General features: G+C 40.4%; 18 protein-coding genes and 1 pseudogene. 7 read left to right on the forward strand and 12 right to left on the reverse strand.

The annotated features are described in order from the left end of the window. A pseudogene (locus MMP72_RS10075) lies at nucleotides 1-133 on the forward strand (IS5/IS1182 family transposase); the annotation flags it as partial. A gap of 29 nt (nucleotides 134-162) precedes the next feature. Here MMP72_RS10075 and MMP72_RS10080 read toward each other — a convergent pair. The 4 genes from MMP72_RS10080 to MMP72_RS10095 form a co-directional block, all read right to left on the reverse strand. Beyond that, on the reverse strand, nucleotides 163-798 hold the full coding sequence (locus tag MMP72_RS10080; RefSeq protein ID WP_241316912.1) for a hypothetical protein: 636 nt from the start codon (nucleotides 796-798) through the stop codon (nucleotides 163-165). 39 nt (nucleotides 799-837) lie between these two features. Then, nucleotides 838-1,149 carry a hypothetical protein gene (locus MMP72_RS10085; RefSeq protein ID WP_241316914.1) on the reverse strand — a complete coding sequence of 104 codons (312 nt, stop codon included), beginning with the start codon at nucleotides 1,147-1,149 and terminating at the stop codon, nucleotides 838-840. Between the two features lie 89 nt (nucleotides 1,150-1,238). Beyond that, entirely contained in the window at nucleotides 1,239-2,663 is a 1,425-nt protein-coding gene (locus tag MMP72_RS10090) for a hypothetical protein (protein WP_241316917.1), read from the reverse strand. 2 nt (nucleotides 2,664-2,665) lie between these two features. Beyond that, a complete protein-coding gene (locus MMP72_RS10095) occupies nucleotides 2,666-5,446 on the reverse strand; it encodes a type VI secretion system Vgr family protein (RefSeq protein ID WP_241316920.1) in 2,781 nt (926 codons plus the stop codon). A gap of 186 nt (nucleotides 5,447-5,632) precedes the next feature. Between MMP72_RS10095 and MMP72_RS10100 the strand changes: the two genes are divergently transcribed. Both MMP72_RS10100 and nth read left to right on the forward strand, forming a co-directional pair. Beyond that, nucleotides 5,633-6,430: an RnfABCDGE type electron transport complex subunit B gene (locus MMP72_RS10100; RefSeq protein ID WP_241316921.1), complete on the forward strand. Its 798-nt coding sequence runs from the start codon at nucleotides 5,633-5,635 to the stop codon at nucleotides 6,428-6,430. Continuing rightward, entirely contained in the window at nucleotides 6,431-7,117 is a 687-nt protein-coding gene (gene nth, locus MMP72_RS10105) for an endonuclease III (RefSeq protein ID WP_241316923.1), read from the forward strand. Here nth and MMP72_RS10110 read toward each other — a convergent pair. From MMP72_RS10110 to MMP72_RS10125, 4 genes are all read right to left on the reverse strand, one after another. Beyond that, nucleotides 7,114-7,296 carry a hypothetical protein gene (locus MMP72_RS10110; RefSeq protein ID WP_241316926.1) on the reverse strand — a complete coding sequence of 61 codons (183 nt, stop codon included), beginning with the start codon at nucleotides 7,294-7,296 and terminating at the stop codon, nucleotides 7,114-7,116. The genes nth and MMP72_RS10110 overlap by 4 nt on opposite strands. 61 nt (nucleotides 7,297-7,357) lie before the next feature. Continuing rightward, the gene (adk, locus tag MMP72_RS10115) at nucleotides 7,358-8,011 is read right to left on the reverse strand and encodes an adenylate kinase (RefSeq protein ID WP_004670460.1); all 654 of its coding nucleotides are present in this window, start codon (nucleotides 8,009-8,011) and stop codon (nucleotides 7,358-7,360) included. 82 nt (nucleotides 8,012-8,093) lie between these two features. After that, nucleotides 8,094-9,407, reverse strand: coding sequence for a hypothetical protein (locus tag MMP72_RS10120; RefSeq protein ID WP_241316928.1), 1,314 nt, complete (start codon nucleotides 9,405-9,407; stop codon nucleotides 8,094-8,096). Between the two features lie 61 nt (nucleotides 9,408-9,468). After that, a complete protein-coding gene (locus tag MMP72_RS10125) occupies nucleotides 9,469-9,987 on the reverse strand; it encodes a hypothetical protein (protein ID WP_241316931.1) in 519 nt (172 codons plus the stop codon). A 239-nt stretch (nucleotides 9,988-10,226) separates the two neighbouring features. Here MMP72_RS10125 and mrdA point away from each other — a divergent pair, with 239 nt between their 5' ends. Further along, a complete protein-coding gene (gene mrdA / locus MMP72_RS10130) occupies nucleotides 10,227-12,254 on the forward strand; it encodes a penicillin-binding protein 2 (RefSeq protein ID WP_241316933.1) in 2,028 nt (675 codons plus the stop codon). Then, the gene (gene rsmD, locus MMP72_RS10135; protein ID WP_241316935.1) at nucleotides 12,254-12,805 is read left to right on the forward strand and encodes a 16S rRNA (guanine(966)-N(2))-methyltransferase RsmD; all 552 of its coding nucleotides are present in this window, start codon (nucleotides 12,254-12,256) and stop codon (nucleotides 12,803-12,805) included. Before mrdA ends, rsmD begins: the two co-directional genes overlap by 1 nt. Here rsmD and MMP72_RS10140 read toward each other — a convergent pair. Then, nucleotides 12,802-13,200, reverse strand: a complete 399-nt coding sequence (locus tag MMP72_RS10140) for a hypothetical protein (RefSeq protein ID WP_241317096.1) — start codon at nucleotides 13,198-13,200, stop codon at nucleotides 12,802-12,804. The two genes, rsmD and MMP72_RS10140, sit on opposite strands and share 4 nt — an antisense overlap. A 143-nt stretch (nucleotides 13,201-13,343) precedes the next feature. Between MMP72_RS10140 and MMP72_RS10145 the strand changes: the two genes are divergently transcribed. Both MMP72_RS10145 and MMP72_RS10150 read left to right on the forward strand, forming a co-directional pair. Further along, nucleotides 13,344-13,679 (forward strand): hypothetical protein, encoded by a 336-nt coding sequence (locus MMP72_RS10145; protein WP_241316937.1) that lies wholly within the window; start codon nucleotides 13,344-13,346, stop codon nucleotides 13,677-13,679. Nucleotides 13,680-13,729: 50 nt separating this feature from the next. Continuing rightward, on the forward strand, nucleotides 13,730-14,368 hold the full coding sequence (locus MMP72_RS10150) for a DUF2238 domain-containing protein (protein WP_241316939.1): 639 nt from the start codon (nucleotides 13,730-13,732) through the stop codon (nucleotides 14,366-14,368). A 27-nt stretch (nucleotides 14,369-14,395) separates the two neighbouring features. On the opposite strand, the gene blp2 is transcribed toward MMP72_RS10150, so the two are convergent. From blp2 to pstB, 3 genes are all read right to left on the reverse strand, one after another. Continuing rightward, a complete protein-coding gene (gene blp2 / locus MMP72_RS10155) occupies nucleotides 14,396-16,573 on the reverse strand; it encodes an Ig-like repeat protein Blp2 (RefSeq protein WP_241316941.1) in 2,178 nt (725 codons plus the stop codon). 348 nt (nucleotides 16,574-16,921) lie between these two features. After that, the gene (gene sohB, locus MMP72_RS10160) at nucleotides 16,922-17,884 is read right to left on the reverse strand and encodes a protease SohB (RefSeq protein WP_241316943.1); all 963 of its coding nucleotides are present in this window, start codon (nucleotides 17,882-17,884) and stop codon (nucleotides 16,922-16,924) included. A 180-nt stretch (nucleotides 17,885-18,064) separates the two neighbouring features. Then, a complete protein-coding gene (gene pstB, locus MMP72_RS10165) occupies nucleotides 18,065-18,976 on the reverse strand; it encodes a phosphate ABC transporter ATP-binding protein PstB (RefSeq protein WP_241317097.1) in 912 nt (303 codons plus the stop codon). Nucleotides 18,977-18,983 lie beyond the last annotated feature (7 nt).

The following is an 18,983-nucleotide window of genomic DNA, read 5'->3' on the forward strand; positions in this document are numbered from 1 at the left end:
TTGCATCAAATTATTAGGAGATAAACTCAGTGCAAGGAGTTTTGATAGCCAAGTGAATGAGATCCATGCACGTGTAGCAGTCCTTAACAGATTTACGGAATTAGGTCGACCACTTACCCAAGTTACGCCTTAAATTTGGCTCAATTAGGGGCGCTTTGCATTTCAAATCTTTGTGCAACAAAGCCCTTTATCATACATATATCCCGCACCAACACCAGCAATTTCTGATGCACCTTTTGTAGCAAGTGCAGCTGATGCAGCTACAATCCCGATAACAATTAATCCTGTACCACCTGTAGCCAAACCAACAATTAATGCTGCTGTAAATGTGCCAGCAATAATTCCAGTTCCTAGCTTTGCTGTCTCAACAACCGTTGTTCTTGCTTTATCCCCGGGTGCAGCTTCATAAACTTTTACGCTTGAACTCACAACATCCGTAGCAATAGACACATATCCTGCTATTTTTAGTTGTGTCGCAAACTTACCAATTTTTCCCATTTCTTTGGCATATTCTTTGAGTCCACCTTTAAAGTTATTGTCTCTAACTAATGCCGATTGCTTCAGCATACGGCGCATATTGGTGGTTTTGATGGACTGATCCCAACGTAAGAACTTTTTAGTTGCTTCTTGATCAATCTCTTTGTACAAGCTGGCATACTTTTGCTTAAATTGGGTGAAGTTTTTGGGGTTTGCTAGCCCTGAACCTTTGGCTTGTTCTTCTGCATACTTTAGAGCGAGTTCGCCATGTAATCTATAAACCCTATGTGCGACCTTCCACGAGAGATAAAGAGGCGTCAACAGCCATCTTTTGAGTGAAAAAACTATCCCCTGATTAACTTAAATCATCAACAAAATCACTAAAAATGCAGCCATTAAAACTCCAAAAAAAGTTGACCAATATATATTAATAATTATTTTTTTATAATGGTTATTTATGTATTCAGCATTCTTTGAATCCAAGGCAGGAAATAAAGGGTGTTTTCTTTTATCGAACAACCCAAACTTTTCGGCTTTATTCCTATTTAAAAATGATTGCCCTGATATGATTATTAAAGCAGTAATAACTGCCTGAATATTCGCGATATCCATTCCTTTCTTTTCATATAAATCAAAACCATACAACCTAATTCTCAACTCTTTAGATTTCACAATTCCTCTTGATACCAGTTGATGAAAGATACAGAAAAGTATAAAGAAAATGAGTATTAATATAACGAAAATATCTTGAACATTTAACATTATTCTTTTGTTAACCTTTCATAAGCATATTCAGTTAATGATGCACCAGCAACTCCCCCGAAATATCCAACGCCAACAGTTAAACCAACAGCAACAACACCTACAATAACTAAAACAGGTAATCCTGCTGTTCCTGCAACTGCTGTAACTAACATACCGCCAACAGCAGCTCCTAAACCTGCGCCAGCTAATCCACCCTCAATTTTTCCAGTTTGCACTAATATTTCCTTTCTTGTAGCATCAGAATCTCCAGTTTTATACACATCAGCTACAGCCATTCCACTTTGGGCAACTTCAGCAGTAAATATCAAACGTCCCCCCCATTTTAATGTTTTACTTACTTTTGAAGTTTCATCCATTTTCTTAATATAATCTTCGAGACTACTGCTGTTCTTTGTTCGCATAAAAACAGTTCTACGGATTGAGTCTCTATTATTTTTATAATTTATACCATGATTCCATGAAAAAAACCGTTGACCTGCTGCTTGGTTCATTCTATTAAACTCACTAGCATATTTTTGTTCAAAGAGATAAAAATTACGTCGATATGAATGCTCACTTTTTAAGCGCTTTTCATAATCCATTTTTCTCAATAAGTCAGTATAGCTATTCATTGCCTCTCTATTTGCTTCTCCAACTACTCCCACAGCACTATCTATAGCTACTTTTGAAGAAAAAATAAAAGGATCCTTTTCCATATTCTTTTTAAAGATTTCTGAAAAATCACCGTTTATAGATTCTTTGCTCAATCCAACTAAATCACTTTGAACCTTAATGTCCTGTAATGGATCATAAATTGCAGCAAAATATGCAGGATCAAAATCTTTATCCTTTTTCATTTGCTCCAAATTGTCATGCGCTTGTTGTGCTTGTTTTTTATATACAGGTAATTCCTTCGCTGTGGTTGAATTTGAAATAATCACCACTTGCCCAGGCTGCAAGACCCCCATTGAGACCAAATTAGTCAAATGTGGATTGTTCGCTTTTAAAATTCCCCAGCCTTTTTCAGTCAATGGTTTTTTAAATACCCGCTGTGCCCAAGTCATCACAGGTTCATTTTGCTTAACTAAATACCAAGCTACCTCTCCGTCATTGATTTGAATCTCTTGAACATGTTCTTTGGCTTGCTTAGTTGTTCCAGTGGTCGTTTTAAGCTCAAAAAGACTCCATTTATTGGGTTCAGGATACGCTTTTGCCGTGATGGTTTTTACTACTTTGCCACGATATATAATTTTATACATCAACACTCGATTCGGTTGATAGATATGAAACCATTTGCCAAATCCTTTGTCATCAAAACTTCCCTCATCTTTATAAATGGTCTTACCTAACTCTCTATTTACGACCAAAAATTGAAAGGAAAAGTCTTTATATTGTAGAGCTGGATTTACTTTGAGTTGTAATCGAGAGTAATGCGTTGCCATTGTTATTCTTCTTCCCCGCCCACTTCTTGTGCATCTTCAACTTCGCCATCCATTACATAAGTAATCAAATTTTGCGCCGTTTCTGTTGTCTTTAGCTTCATCAATCCCTCGGAGTTGGTCACTCCTTCTTGCATATTGCCCTCTTGATCTATAATTAAATAAGGCTTATTTGCAAGTGGGATATTGTCTTTATTTTTAACTAAATATTGGAGAACATAGGGTTGATTCGCTACAGGTAGCGTAGGGAGTTTAGTTGAAACTTTCGCCCCACTCTTAAACAAATGCTGCCCAGCTTTCACTTCAAACTTGCCACCCATCGTTGGGAAAATTCCATCACTACTGATTTCAATTTGTGACCCACCCGCAGTAATAATAATTTTCTTTGGGGCAGTAATCTCAATACGCCCTTCAGTTGAGATCACCTGTATTTCTTTACGAGCAATAAAATCAGCAGCATCACCTTGTGCCTGTATCTCAAACTTACCTTTTGCCGCAACCTGCTTAATCCCAGCTTGTGCTGCAAATAGGCTGATCTTTTGACTGGCTTGGGCAATTAGGTTCTTTTGTGTGGTCAGGTTGATGCTATCCCCTGCAAATTGGTTCAATTGCCCATCCGCAGATAAGTGAATGTCTTCTGAAGTACTGAGTCCAATACCACTCGGAGAACTCAGCAGTAGCATGGCTTGTTCGAAGCGAGCAATTTTGTCTTGAATCTGCTCTGCAAAAGCCTGTAACTGCTCAACTGACTCTAGTTCATCAGTTTGTTGATTCTTTGCCACCTCACTCAGGGCTTTAGCGTTGTTTTGGTTGCCTTCTAGTTGTTGCTTGGCAGTTTGCGCTTCGAGATGATCACCCTCGGCTTGTTCTTGTTGGTGAGTAGTAATCAGTAAGCCTTCTCCTGCTCGGACTGCTCCCCATTGGTCGGTACGTAGCTCAAATCCCTCGCCTCGGTCTTCACTTTCTGCTTCTGCTTTGGGGTGGCTGAGTTTACCGAGATTGAGTTGGCTCGCTGCATGGCTGCTTTGTAGTTGGGCGCTGATCTGTCCAGTAGTGTCGTCAAAGCGCAGTTGGTTATAGCCTGTGCCTTGATATTCTTTGGATTTAATCCCTGCCAGTTTTTTGGTGTCAGGTAGTTGTCCGTGGTCATCGAATTTGGTTGGGCTGCGTTGTGCTTCGTGTAGTCGTCCTGTGACATAAGGACGGTCAATGTTGCCATCAAAGAAGTCGATCACCACAATTTCACCGATACGCGGTAGAAAGCGTGCACCATAGCCTTCGCCTGCCCAAGGGGTCAGTACATCCACCCATGCTGAATCGGTGTCGTTGTCATTACTGCCTGCTCCACCATCGTGGCTATGGTCATCGTTTCGGGTAAACAGGAATCGAACTTTGATTCTGCCCCATTCATCGACATGGATTTCTTCGCCTGCTGGTCCGACCACTTTGGCACGTTGTGGGTGGGCCGCTGGACGGTGTTGTAATGGCTGGTATTCGGGTACAGTTTTGATGTTACGGCGTTGCAGGGTCAGTTGGTTGGCTTGGCGTTCTGCTGTGTTATTTTCGGTGCTGCTGTTTTGCCAGTTGCTTTGGCTGATCAAGCTTTGGATTTGTTGGTTTAAATCTTTGGGTAGGTTGTTTTGGTTGTAATAGCTTTTGGCGGTGATCAGAAATTCTTGGTCTGATCCGCTGTGTTGGTCAATTTCAGGGTGTTCGTTGAGTTTAAACCAATAGCCGACTTGGGTATCGCGTACTGTGCTATGTGCGACGAAGTGTTTGGCTTGGGCATCATGGTAGTGACTGAGGTTTTGATTGAGTTTTTCAATTTGGCTATTGCCTGATTTTGTTGCGCCATCTTCGCCATTGAGGTCTTGCATCCATGCTGGAGTGAAGTGCCATGCATCTTCGAGTCCTAGGCTGGCATTGTCATGTTGTTGACTATGCTGATGTTTGCTTTGCACGCTACCTGCGCCATCTTCTTGTTCTAGAGCATCGGCTTGCCAGCGTTGGATATGCACGGCTGTCGGTTGTAGACTGCGTTCGGCAATCAAGCTGGTCATGCTGTCGTATTGTTCGGTGGCACTGCTGCGGTGATAGCGAATTGTTCTTCGCTTTAAAGCTTGGTATTGGTTGTTATCGTCAATCAAACGCAGTTTTTGGGCTTGGATTGGAGTATTACTGTTTGCAACGGTGAGTTGAGCTTCGTCAATCAGCCAGTTAATCCCTTCACTTCTGAGCAGTCGAGTAATAAAGTCATAGTCGCTTTCATTGGCTTGCATCACAAATGGACGGATATCGTAATCTTGTGTCAGTCCACTGATATCAAGGCTTAAACTAGATGCAAATAGTGAACTACGCTGCTGCCATTCCTTGAACAGTATTTGCACTATATCCACAACCGTTTTATTCATAAACACGCGGCTGTTTCTACGTTTGTGCCACAGTGCAGTTGCATCTTGTAGTTTAAGTTTGTACAAGGTCAATGAACCATCACTTTGCCCTTGTACAGCCTCAGTAATAATCCCTGTGGTGCGAAATAAAGTATCTGTGTCAGTGACTTGATTAATTGCAACCTGACTACCGATGAATTGTTTTAATGGAATGGTCGCGTTCGTTGATAAGCATATAAGCTCGGCAGTAATCCCCTCATTGAGGCAATGTGTACCTTCAATACGTTGCAGAAATACCTGATTGGCTAAAGCAGAATTAGAAAATTGAATATGAATGGCACGTTTTTGTGCAGTTAAGCCCAATTGCGTTAATGCTTGGAATATGTTGTTCAACATTTTTTATAAAATATTTACTAAAATCTGGTCGATTCTATAATAAACATACAGGTTAGTCTATATTTTTAATGTCAAACTTTTGAAACGATCACTTTACACAAAGTAAAATCCAATGCATTGATGACTCGTCGCGCTAAACTATTATTTGCTATACTATCTGTCCTGTTTTACGCAACACCCTTTTCCATGTCGCCATCTGCACAACGATCTCTTATTGTCCAAATTGACCAACTTTTACCACAGACACAGTGCGGTTTATGTGGGCATCGTGATGGGTGTTTGCCTTATGCCAAATCGATTGCGGAAGGTGAAGCAGCCAATAAATGCGTTCCAGGTGGGCAGCCTGTTGCCGATGCACTTGCGATATTACTACAACGCCCTCATCTCACTGCCGAGCCAAGTGTTTGGGATATACAAACAGATGGCCGACCGCAAAGAATGAAGGCGATCATTCGCGAAGATGAATGTATCGGATGTACTAAATGTATCAGTGCATGTCCAGTTGATGCCATCATCGGCAGCGGTAAACTGATGCATAGTGTTTTGACTGACCTCTGTACAGGATGCGAACTGTGTATTCCCCCTTGTCCTGTCGATTGTATTGATCTAGTTGCAGATCCTGACCCTATACTCACAGCAGAACAACGTAATATTGAACAAGATGACCTTAGACATCGTTACTATGCACATATCCAACGTGAAGAAAAACGTCGTCTTAGCCGTAAAGGACCTATTGTTCGTGCTGAAATTGATATTGAGTTCTTTGCTCAATTTTCACAGACATTCAATAATATACCTGTTATTACACTAGCAGATAAAGCGAAAGAAAGCCCTACGCTTGATGCCAAAACAACCATTGAACTTGCTAAAATTCGCACTCAAATGAAGAAGTTAGAAAAGCAACTCAGTGTTCGTGCAGATGAACAAAAACAAGCTCAATTCGTTGCTTTACAACAACGTTTAAATGAATTGCAGGATGTCTAAATGCCCGTTAAAAACATGACCAAAAAGCAAATTCAAACCTTTTTTGAGCGTTTGCGCGAACAGCGACCACATCCTGAAACAGAACTCAATTATTCTTCACCCTTTGAGCTATTGATTGCGGTGATGCTCTCAGCACAAGCCACCGATGTCAGTGTCAATAAAGCCACAGATAAGTTATATCCAGTTGCGAATACAGCACAGGCCATTCTGGATCTTGGTGTAGAGGGCTTAAAAAGCTATATTAAAACCATCGGACTTTATAATTCCAAAGCCGAAAATGTCATCAAAACCTGCCGTATTTTGTTGGAACAACATCGAGGACAAGTCCCTGAAACACGTCAGGCGCTTGAAGCGTTGCCCGGTGTAGGTCGAAAAACAGCGAATGTGGTGTTAAATACAGCTTTTGGACAACCTGCAATGGCGGTAGATACACATATTTTCCGTGTGGGTAATCGCACAGGTTTGGCTGTTGGAAAAAATGTTTTAGAAGTTGAACATCGCTTAGTTAAAGTCATTCCTAAAGAATTTATTTTAGATGCTCATCATTGGCTCATTTTACATGGCCGTTATTGCTGCATTGCGCGCAAACCCAAGTGTAATGAATGCATCGTTTCTGATGTATGCAATTGGCCTGATCGTTTTGAGTTTGGCGCAGCCAAAGCAATCTCAACCAAAACGCTCAATTAATCCTGAACATCTTTATTCTTTTTCAATTCAGGATGTAGCTGACGTGCTTTGCCATTTTGCTTATTTTCCAAAGCCTGTTGTGCTTGTACATGACGAAGCATTTTTTGACTTTGATACAATAAAAATAACAGTAATGCAAAACTTAAAATAACAACGATAATCAGGACAATTTTTAGCATTGTTTTCTCCAAAATAAAAAGAGCCCTATATTCAGAGCTCTTTTCCAATCAGCAATTCAGATTATTTATCTAGGATTGCAAATAAATCTGTTTGTACATTTTCGATCGCACGTAAACCATCTAGCTTATTGTACGTAGGTGCATTTTCACCAGAAGCAGCGCGGCCTTGATAGAAACCAACCAATTGCTCAGTTTCCGTATGATAAGACGTTAGACGCTTACGAATGGTCGCTTCTTGATCATCAGGACGCTGTACAAGTTCTTCACCTGTTTCATCATCTTTACCTTCCACTTTCGGTGGATTGTAGACAATGTGATACACACGACCAGAAGCTGGGTGCTGACGACGACCTGAAAGACGTTGAACAATTTCTTCATCTGGTACATCAATTTCAATCACATGATCAATACTGATACCCGCTGATTCTAATGCTTCAGCTTGTGGAATGGTACGTGGGAAACCGTCAAAAATACAACCATTTTCACAGTCAGGCTGAGCAATACGTTCTTTAACCAAGCCAATAATCAGCTCGTCCGATACTAAGCCACCTGACTCCATCACACTTTTCGCTTTTAAGCCAAGTTCAGTACCTTCACGAATTGCAGCACGGAGCATATCACCGGTTGAAATTTGTGGGATATTGTAGCGCTTACAGATCAACTGAGCTTGGGTACCTTTGCCTGCCCCAGGTGGTCCGAGTAAAATAATGCGCATAAAGAACATCCTCATCTAAAAACAATAAATTTTAAATTGAGCAATATCATACAGAGTTATCACTCAACCAACATCAAATTAATTATAAGAAAGCAACAAATAAGTGAATTAAACCAGCCAAGAAACCAGTTACACCACCCAGTACAATTAAAATCCATTCATCTTCTTGGAATGCAGGGCGTAATAAGTTCTGGAACTCTTTCGGTGTTAGTTCACGAATCCGCTCTCTAAACATATGAAAGATTTTCTGCGCACGACTTGCATTCAAGGCTGGATCACATACTGGACCCATGGTAATTTCAATCGAACGATCAATCAAGTCGGTCTTTAGTCTAGCATACTCCCTAGGACCTAAAGATAACTGCAACGATGTGCGGACCAATGGTGTTTCCATGATTTCATTGATATGACGTTTAACGATACGGCGTGTTTTATCTTTCTTAGTCCCGTACATCATCTCGGTCATAATCGACTTCAAGGTAATGAGGTCTTCTGTCACGACACTCGCAAATACATCAGAAACCTCTTCCTGACGCTTCATAAATGCACCTTGAACATTATAAGTACCGATCTTCAGAACTGGTACGACCCAAGGGAATTTACGGTCTTTGGTTAAACGAAAAAACTGCGGATAACGAACTGGATGAGGTTGAATTGGATTGAACACCATCCAAATCGCGATCCAGTTGGTCAAGAAGCCCCAAATCGCGGCCCAGAACGGAACGGTCCAATGCCAAGGCACGACGAACCATACAATCATCTGGAAAACACCGAAGAACATCCCGATGAGTGCACTAATATGCCAAATAAAGTTAATTTCTTTTTGACCAACCTTGAGGAACATACGCACCATTAAACGACGATCGCCTTCCATTTGGCTGACCACCATTTCACGCATATCAACCAATGACTCAACATTCAACGTTAACTCAGTGACAAGTTCTCTCAGGGTATTGGGTAACTGCTTATGTGCTTGTGCATAAATACGGCGTTTAATGGAATAAGGTAAGTTTTCCCATAGTACTGCATTACGATCAATCATGACTTCATCAATGAGGTGCTCAAGCTCAAAACCAACTTGCTCACCAATGATCATCGCCATGTCTTCAGGATCCATTGCTTCTAAAAACTCGCGCAATGACCCCAGTTTAGACAGTGTATTATCAGTAATAATGCCTGAAATACGCCCCGCTTTACGTGGCACGATTCCTTGCCATCCCACAGGCAATGGCCCTAAGTGAAATCCCCAAAAATTAATCGGGTAAAACACCATTTTTAAAGCCATCCACACATGTGCCCAAGTCACAAAAGCAGTTACAGGTATAATACTGAGGACTGCCCAAAAATCTGGACGTGCTAAAAAAATCTGCCACAATTCATTGACGTAATCAAACATGTATGACTCTCAGAATTATTGATACATTATGACTTATATAAAATGAACAGTGTGCTCACCCCTATAAACCAAAACTTAACGAATATGAAAATTGCAACGTTGGTTCAGTTTTCTCAATCACATCCCCACGGTCGTTTTTGAGTTTCTCACCCGCTCCGATTCCCACACTAAAGGTGCTGATGCGTTCTGAATTTAACCATACGAACGCAAGATCTACACCCGCGCCTAAGCGCGCTTTTTCTTCACCATTAATCTGTTTACTTTCTATATGGCCTGCATAAGCACCAACGTAATAACCATTTTTATCTGTGCCAGTGAGATGATATGGATAGCGAAATCCAACTTGCCCCCCTGCTGGATTGTCATCATTTAAGAAAACACCCGCTTTGGCATAGGCAATACCATAAGGATTTACCCATTCAAGATTGGCATGTAATAATTTTTTGGTAAAACCAGCCCCAACATTCCAAGTTGAAACATTTGCCCCTGTCAATTTTGCTTCGGGAAGAAATGCATTTTCACCAGCATGTGCGAAACCATTCGATGCTAAAACCGCGAGTAAAAGATAAATTTTTCTCATTATTTTCTCCATTTTCCCTAAGAGTGTATATTGGTCTTTCCATTTCAAGCAGTTTGTGACTTTAACAGAATTATTTTGCATCTAATATACAAGACCGTACAATTTTAATGTCTGCAAAGTCAAAAACTGTCGCATCATCATTTGCGTGAAGTGTTGAAAATTCTACAGTAAGATCATGCAACTTACGTTAAAATGTTCAGTCAATCTACTCCTCAATCGTATAATTAAGTCGACACCTTATGAAACAGCACTTTCTTTTAAAAAACATGCAACAAGAAAAGCGCATTTATAAGGGTCGAATTTTGTTTGCAATGTTTGTTGTTACGACGTTTTTACTTCTATTGGTCTGTCGTTATGCATATTTGCAGATTGTTCATTACGATGATTTTACAACGGCCTCAGACAAGAACAGAATTCGTCTACAACCACTGCCACCTGCTCGCGGTTATATCTATGACCGTAATGGTATCTTGTTGGCAGATAATTATCCTGTATTTACAGCAACGCTCAGTCGTGCTGATGTCAATGATATTGACGATACCATTGAGCGCCTAGTTCCACTCTTAAATCTCACAGAAGAAGATGTTGAACGCTTTAAAAGCCGCGTAAAAACAGCGCGCAAGACTGAACGAATTACCATAAAACTTAATCTCACTGAAGCAGATATTGCCAAATTCAGTGAAGTCAAATATGCATTTCCCGGTGTGAAAATTGAAACGCAAATGACGCGTTATTATCCATTTGGTGAGTTGTTTGCCCATGTGATCGGCTATGTAGGGCGTATCAACGACAAAGAGCTAAAAAGCATTGATAAAGATTTATATGCTGGTACTAACCTCATTGGTAAAATCGGGGTAGAAAACAGCTACGAAAACTTGTTACATGGCATCCCCGGTTATGAGTCTGTTGAAGCCGATGCTCACGGCAACGTACTTCGTAATTTGGGGCGTAAAGACCCTACTCGCGGCAATGATTTATATTTATCCCTAGACTATGGCTTACAAAGCATTGCATCAGAGCAACTGGCAGGGCGTCGCGGTGCAATTGTTGCAATGGACCCACGCACAGGCGAAATCCTAGCGCTGGTTTCAAGCCCAAGTTTTAACCCGAATCTATTCGTGACTGGCATTAGTTACAAAGATTATGGCGAACTACGTGACAACCTAGATCAACCCCTATTTAACCGTGCAGTTCAAGGGGTGTACCCCCCGGGATCAACCATTAAGCCAATGTTTGGCTTAGGTGGTATTCACTATGGCTTGGTGGATTGGAATACCGCGATTTCCGATCTGGGTTATTTCTCATTGCCTGGGGATAGTCACCGTTTCCGTGACCATAAAAAGAGTGGTCATGGTCTCGTCAATATGCACAAAGCACAAATTGTTTCATGCGATACCTATTTTTATGTCCTGTCTTATCGCATGGGCATTGAAAGAATGAATGAATGGATGCGTCAATTCGGTTTTGGTGAAAAAACAGGAATTGATTTGCCGAGTGAAAGTACAGGGTTATACCCAAGTCCTGCATGGAAAATGCGAACTCGAAATGCCAAATGGTTAAAAGGTGAAACGATTTCTGTGAGTATTGGACAGGGTGCTTTTACCTCAACACCACTGCAATTGGCAATGGCAACTGCAATTACAGCCAATCAAGGTGCCCACGTCACACCTCACGTATTACGTGAAACAAAAGGGACTAAAAAATATGATGTCCACAATGCACCAGATGGGCAAATTCAATTTAATGGAACCCTCGATGACTGGATCAAAATGCGCGAGGCCATGGTTGATGTCATTCAATCAGGTACAGGTCGAGGCATCAAAAGTGGTCTACAATATTCAATTGCAGGTAAAACAGGTACGGCCCAAGTTAAAAGTATTGCACAAGGCAAACGCTATAACGAAGCAGCACTTTCTGAACGTCAGCGCGATCATGGTCTATTCGTTGGTTTTGCGCCTGCTGAAAATCCAGAAATTGCAATTGCTGTGGTTTGGGAAAATGGTCGCAGTGGCGGTGCAGCAACCCAGATTGCTCGTCCAATCTTTGATTATTGGTTAGTACAACGTAAAAATAATCCATTGCGCCCAGCCAACCATCAAGTCAGTGGTGGTCTCATGACCGCTGGTATTAAACCGGGTGAATTACCTAGTGGTAATGGAATAATCGCAGCCACCCCAAATACACCTGCGTCCACACCCACGACATCTACTGGTAATAGTCCAGTGACGACACCTGCTGTTCAATCAAATGATGGAGCAACTGAATAATGAAAAATCAGTTACGTATTATTGGTGGAGAATGGAAGCGCCGTACCTTGCCATTTGCCAGCATAGATGGTTTACGCCCTACGCCTGATCGGGTGCGTGAAACGTTATTCAACTGGCTGATGTGGGATATTCAAAATACGCAGGTCTTAGATTTATGTACTGGATCTGGTGCGCTTGCTTTTGAAGCCCTGTCACGCGGTGCTACAAAGGTGATCATGATCGAACCAAATACCACTCAAGCAGGCTTTTTAAAAGACAACATTCAATTGTTAAAAGCGCAAAACTGTCAATTAATCGTATCGACAGCACAACAGGCTTTAAAAAAATTAAGCGCTTCATCATTTGATGTGGTCTTTCTCGATCCCCCGTATAGTCTTGATCTCTGGCAAGAACTGGCTGAACTGGCTGATCCCATGATTGTAGAAAAAGCTTATATTTATGTTGAAGCTGACCGCGACTTAGCACAGCTAAAACTTCCAGCCTCATGGCAAAAAATCAAAGAAACCAAAGCAGGTCAAGTCAGAGCAGGCCTATATCAAAAAATGACTTAGAAAATACCCAGCCAAAAGAATCGAATCCATTGCCCACGATCATAGGGAAAACTGGATAGATATTCATAACCAATACGATGACGAGGATTGAGTTGATACGCGATGCCGTAGCCGAGGGAAATTGAAAAATCATCTAAGGCAAAATTGGTGGTATCCCCTGTCAGCATTTTTTCATTGAATCGATTGGTTTCATATGCGGTATAGTTATACACTCGCCAGCGCTCATCCTGAAAAAACAGATTATGCAAAATTGAATAATCTGTTTTCATTTGTTGTGGATAAGCTGAATCAAACTTTTCGTTAGTATCATCATTTATCTCAGCAAAAAAATCATAATCTTCCGCATTTGCATGACAAGATACAAGCAACAACAGCACAATCAGAAAACCTTGCATCATTTACATAAAAATCTTATTGATCATAGACCCACATAGCATAACGCTTAAAATAATTTTTATCATGTTAGACATAAATAATTAATATATAAAATCAATCTTTTATACAATAATGCGAACTCTTAAATTTCACCTTATCTCTCATGAAGCTTTTTTTCTTATCTATTGTCACTTTAAGCTTAACGGGTTGTATCTTTGGTCAATCCAATGAAATAAAACGCGCAGAAAAACTCTTGCAAAATTTTCAATGCAACAATATTGAAACCAATCAACTTGCCACCTCATCCATCACCAATTTTCATCAACAAACCCTTGCAGTAAATAAGGAAAAAGTGTCAACTTACATCGACCAATACAAAAACGGTGAAGATCTTTTTGATATTCCTTTGGAAGAGGTCATAGAACAAAAATATCAACTCTATAAACAAGCTTGTCAGGCACTTGGTGGCGTATCTCCACAAAACACCGCATCACATTAGAGGCTGCTGAGTAAAGAAAAAGATGTCTCTGACTTCATTTTGGAAATGGCATGATCGAAAAACAATTGAGTTTAAAGCATTACATCGCACTTGCTCTTCTTCTCGTGGCTGCAATCATCGCCAGTATTCAACCTCTTGAATTTGAATCATACCTACTACATCAAGTAGGTACTGTTTTGATGCTAATCGCACTGATCATTGGCATGAAAAAATTTGGCATCAGTTTCCTGAGTTTTTGTTTCTATTTGCTGTTTCTATTTATTCATATCATTGGCGCACATTATTTATACTCGCATGTTCCTTATAATGAATGGATCGCAAAACTATTTAACTTCAACTTAAACCAAACCATGGTTTGGTCACGCAATATGTATGATCGACTGGTTCATTTTGCTTATGGTGTATTACTCTATCCATTTTTCTATCGCTGCTTTCAAGTTTTGATTCCATCAGCGAAACCATTAATACTGTTTTTATTGGTCATTCAATTCGTAATGGCATCCAGTATGGTCTATGAACTACTGGAATGGGGACTTTCGATAGGCTTATCACCAGAAGATGCGGAGAACTATAATGGTCAACAAGGTGATATGTGGGATGCACACAAAGATATGTTTCTTGCAACTGTAGGCGCAATTCTCATTGGCATAATTCAATTGTATAAAGAAAAAACTCCTATTCGAAAATAAGAGTTTTTGCACAAGACACTTAGATATTTAAATGATCGGGTGTTGCAGGGTTTCTAATAAGGCAAAAGGATCGGATTTGATCGCTTGTGAAAAATCCGTATGGATTGAGCTAAGTTCAGTATTCAATACACTTGTATCAGGTGGAACAACAATGTCCTCAGGCATAAGTTGATCCAGCACCTCGTCAAGCTGGTTGGATTGTGGGTCAGATGGAATTAAGACCTCTTCTAATACAATACTTTCAAACTGGTCAAAAGACGGTGTAATTGATTCTGTACCTGTAAGCAGCGTCGCTAGATCAACCGAATCAATAAGTGCAATTTCGGCATGATCAATTCCAGCAGATTCAATATCTGCAAATGTATTCGCCGTTGTAGGGGCAACCACGGTAAAACTGAAAGAATCGCTGATCTCACTGGTATTACCAGCAGCATCAGTCTGTGTAAGTGTGATGTTATGTGATCCCAAAGCGAGGTCTTGACTAAGTTCAAAACTCCACTTTCCATCATTTCCGACAGTCACTGTTCCAATCGGTTGACCATTATCATAAATGGTTAAAACCGCTTTTGCCTCCCCTCGTCCAGATAAAGTCGGTCGAGCATCATCGGTACTGCCACCTGCTGTAATTGCGCCTTTCACATCTCCAACATCATCCACGACCTTTTCTAATATTGGCTTGGTTGGCGCAATGGTATCTTTATCTCCAATAATATTTGCTTCAACAGAACGATTGCCAGCCGCATCAATTACATAGACCTTGCCGATATTTTTATCGGTTAAAGCAGGCGACACAGCGACGGTGAATTTTCCATCAGCACCGACTGTACCCGTACCTATAATTTTTCCATCTACACTTCTGATTTCTATTTTGGCATTGGCTTCAGCCGTTCCTGAGACAGAGTCTCCATCAGCACTAATTTGCACAACAGCTTGGTCGGGTGCAATGGTGTCTTTTCCTGCACTAATTTCAACTGGCTTTGATTGGTTTCCAGCAGCATCTTCAATAATAATTGAACCCTTTTCACCTGTAGCTAATGCAGGAGCAATATTTACTTCAAATTTGCCTTGCGCATCAACAGTGCCACTGCCAATCACATTCCCATCGGCATCTTTGATTATTACCTTGGCATTAGCCTCAGCTTTTCCGTGGATAGAAGTACCTTCTTTATTCACCTCAATCAAAGGTTGCTCGGGTGCAACCGTATCTTTCCCCGCAACGACCTTGGAGGGTTCTGACTTATTTCCAGCCGCATCCTCTGAAATAACGGTGCCCCCTTGTTCACTACTTAATGGTGGGGAAACTGGAATCGAATATAAACCCTCTTTATTGGCCTTCACCGTACCTAACAGATTTCCATCTGCATCAAAAATCGATACTTTGGCATTGGCTTCGGTTTTTCCTGTCACAATCGTTCCATCTGCATTTAATTGAGCAGTGGGTGCTTCTGGAGCAATGGTATCTTTGTTTCCTGTGACGATGATACCTTGTGAAGTATTTCCTGCTTGATCCACTGCAACCACACTCACTTTATTCCCATTCACCAAAGGTTGATCAAGCTTTATCGTATAATTCCCCTGATCATCAGCCTGTCCTGTAGCAATCACTTTACCAGTGAGATCTCTGATCAGAATTTTCGCTTTTGCTTCAGTTTTTCCTGTGATGGTTTGGGTATCGCTGGATAAAGTGGCTGTTGGTGTAGCTGGGGGCGTAATATCTGGTGATTTATTATTATTTTTATCCTTGTCATCATCTTTCACTGCCCATAAATAGACCCCTTCTGCGGCAAGTGCAACCAGACCTGCTTTCATCAACTGCGATTTGCTGATCCCTGAATCATCGACGCCATCCATAGGCGTTTGTGTAGGGACTGCTGAATATGCAAATTGGGTGAGCTGAGTTGTTGGTACATAACGAATAAACTTTCCTGCTTCATCAAATTGCGCAACCTCATAAGTACCATCCTCTTTGACGAGCGCTAAAGTATGTTCAGTGACATTGACATCATTATAAAAACCACTGATAACAATTTTCTCTCCACTCTTGAGTGTAATGACAAGGTCATCACCTTGCTTCATCATGGATTTAATATCTGCTTGAGTTATACCAATCTGAACAATGGAAGGTTGATTGAGTATCACATCTTGCATTTGTGCATCTTGTAAAGTTATTAAATTTTTCTTTGAAGAAACGACAACCTTTGTCATTATTATACTCACTGATCAATTATATTTTTAAACACTTGTCGATTAATGAATAATTAAGTTATTAATCTAGCAATTAAAATATCAAATGATTGCGATAAGGACAATCTTTGCCGACAGAAGTTTTGTCATGTTTGTTTAACTGACCATTTGTTCAAAATCAGAACTGAACCTAATTTAAAAACAGGCTTTTAAAAATAAAAAGCCAGTCACATAGACTGGCTTTCTTTTAAGAGATCAATAGACCTTTTCATGATTATTTATACCCTCTTTGTCTTTCTCCCATCGGGCGAATGAGGAACGATTGAAGTTCCGCAAGGGCATTTATGAAAAATTTTATTGTAAATTGAATTAGAATTTAGGGTCACGCATTTGAACCAATGTACTGTTCGCTTTAACTAAACTATCCGTAATCTTGTTCACGACAGTCGGAATCAAACTTTCTGCCATTTGCGCAGCTTGTAAGCCAAGTTTTTCACCAAAGGTTGGACGCTTACGTGTATTGATCACATAGACATCATGCTTGGAAAGTAAATTCAGTAAGTACTCATCTGAAGTCTGTAGTTTATCAACCAAGTTTAATGCTCGTGCATCTTCACCATACCAATGCTCACCCGTTGCAACTTGCTCAACATTTAACTGTGGGCGGTATTTTTCAATAAAGTGTTTGAATAAAACATGTGTTTGCTGCAATTCTTCTTCAAACTTGGCTTTGCCTTCTGCGGTGTTTTCACCAAACATCGTCACTGTACGCTTGTACTGTCCAGCAGTATACAGCTCAAAATCAACATTATTATGCTTGAGCAAACGATTAAAGTTAGGTACCTGAGCCACCACACCAATTGAACCTACTACAGCAAATGGTGCTGATATAATTTCATTGGCAATACAGGCCATCATATAACCACCACTTGCAGCGACTTTATCAACACAAATAGTGACATGGAAACCTGCATCACGTAAACGTACCAACTGTGCAGCCGCTAGGCCATAGCCATGTACCATTCCGCCTGGACTCTCTAAACGAACCACAACACGATCCTGTCCCGCTTTGGCTGTGGCCAAGATCAAAGTGATTTCTTCACGAATCGAATCAACTGCCGATGCTTGAATATCACCTTTAAAATCTAAGACATAAATTTTTTGATCATTCTTTTTACGAACTTTTGCTTCTTTCGCAAGTTGTTGAACAAGCTGTAGTAATTCCAAACGAGATGCTGTAGTTTGCGTAATCTTTTTTCTTTGTTCGTTTACACGCGCATTTAAATGGCTAATACGAATTTCAGCAGGAAATTTAGGTAAATGGAATAACATAAAATAAGCGCTCTTTAGTTCGTCTTTATGCGTTTAAGATGTGGGTTGTTTGATCAAAATTCAATAGTGATTTTGCAAAATAGATTCATTTTCATTTATATAGCAAAAAAACACCCTTTAAGCCAGACAGTTGATCCGATTTAAAGGGTGTTTTTTTAACAGATTTGATCGAGCAGATAATTAACCAAAACGACCTGTAATATAAGCTTCTGTGAGTTGATGATCAGGTTGAGTAAAGACTTTTTCAGTTGAATTCACTTCAATCAAATCACCCAAATGGAAATAAGCAGTACGATCAGAAACACGCGCCGCTTGTTGCATCGAATGCGTTACGATCGCAATGGTATATTGTTCAGACAACTCTGAAATCAGTTCTTCAATTTTAGCCGTTGCAATCGGATCAAGTGCAGAACATGGTTCATCCATCAGGATTACTTCAGGGCTGACTGCAATGGTACGCGCGATACATAGACGTTGTTGCTGACCACCTGACAGACCAGTACCAGGTTGGGTTAAACGGTCTTTCACCTCATCCCATAGACCTGCTTTACGTAAACTATTTTCTACAATTTCTTCTAGATCGTATTTATTACGTGCGAGGCCATGAAGTTTTGGTCCATATGCGACATTGTCAAAAATTGACTTTGGAAATGGATTTGGTTTCTGAAATACCATCCCGACTTGTGCACGCAACAACACCACATCAAGGTTAGGATCATAAATATCTTGCTGATCCAAAGTCACTTGACCTGTTACACGACAGATATCAATCGTATCGTTCATACGATTTAAAGTACGTAGAAAAGTTGATTTACCACAACCTGACGGCCCGATAAAGGCAATCACCTCATTTTGGTAAATATCAAGATCAATTCCCTTAATCGCTTCACTTTCACCATAATAAACATGGACATCTTTAGTGCGGATTTTCACATCGCCATGTTGCGTTTTTTTCGTATGGGCAGATGTTTCAAATTGTGCGACAAAAGCTGTACTTTGCTGTATAGGTGTTTCAGACGATGTAAATTGAGTTTGCTGTGGATTCACTGATTTATCCTTTTCTAAGGAGTTCGTGGTATCTATAGTATTCATCATGTTA

The organism is Acinetobacter sp. NIPH 2699, assembly GCF_022549355.1.
Classification (GTDB): Bacteria; Pseudomonadota; Gammaproteobacteria; order Pseudomonadales; family Moraxellaceae; genus Acinetobacter.

Bases quoted from the DNA above. Each gene is read 5' to 3' on its own strand.
- MMP72_RS10150 (WP_241316939.1), top strand. From the start codon at position 13,730: ATGATCGAAAAACAATTGAGTTTAAAGCATTACATCGCACTTGCTCTT.
- adk (WP_004670460.1), bottom strand. From the start codon at position 8,011: ATGCGCATTATTTTACTCGGACCACCTGGGGCAGGCAAAGGTACCCAA.
- MMP72_RS10090 (WP_241316917.1), bottom strand. From the start codon at position 2,663: ATGGCAACGCATTACTCTCGATTACAACTCAAAGTAAATCCAGCTCTA.
- MMP72_RS10125 (WP_241316931.1), bottom strand. From the start codon at position 9,987: ATGAGAAAAATTTATCTTTTACTCGCGGTTTTAGCATCGAATGGTTTC.
- sohB (WP_241316943.1), bottom strand. From the start codon at position 17,884: ATGTTATTCCATTTACCTAAATTTCCTGCTGAAATTCGTATTAGCCAT.
- rsmD (WP_241316935.1), top strand. From the start codon at position 12,254: ATGAAAAATCAGTTACGTATTATTGGTGGAGAATGGAAGCGCCGTACC.
- blp2 (WP_241316941.1), bottom strand. From the start codon at position 16,573: ATGACAAAGGTTGTCGTTTCTTCAAAGAAAAATTTAATAACTTTACAA.
- MMP72_RS10140 (WP_241317096.1), bottom strand. From the start codon at position 13,200: ATGCAAGGTTTTCTGATTGTGCTGTTGTTGCTTGTATCTTGTCATGCA.
- pstB (WP_241317097.1), bottom strand. From the start codon at position 18,976: ATGAATACTATAGATACCACGAACTCCTTAGAAAAGGATAAATCAGTG.
- MMP72_RS10100 (WP_241316921.1), top strand. From the start codon at position 5,633: ATGTCGCCATCTGCACAACGATCTCTTATTGTCCAAATTGACCAACTT.
- MMP72_RS10145 (WP_241316937.1), top strand. From the start codon at position 13,344: ATGAAGCTTTTTTTCTTATCTATTGTCACTTTAAGCTTAACGGGTTGT.
- MMP72_RS10110 (WP_241316926.1), bottom strand. From the start codon at position 7,296: ATGCTAAAAATTGTCCTGATTATCGTTGTTATTTTAAGTTTTGCATTA.
- nth (WP_241316923.1), top strand. From the start codon at position 6,431: ATGCCCGTTAAAAACATGACCAAAAAGCAAATTCAAACCTTTTTTGAG.
- MMP72_RS10120 (WP_241316928.1), bottom strand. From the start codon at position 9,407: ATGTTTGATTACGTCAATGAATTGTGGCAGATTTTTTTAGCACGTCCA.
- MMP72_RS10095 (WP_241316920.1), bottom strand. From the start codon at position 5,446: ATGTTGAACAACATATTCCAAGCATTAACGCAATTGGGCTTAACTGCA.
- mrdA (WP_241316933.1), top strand. From the start codon at position 10,227: ATGAAACAGCACTTTCTTTTAAAAAACATGCAACAAGAAAAGCGCATT.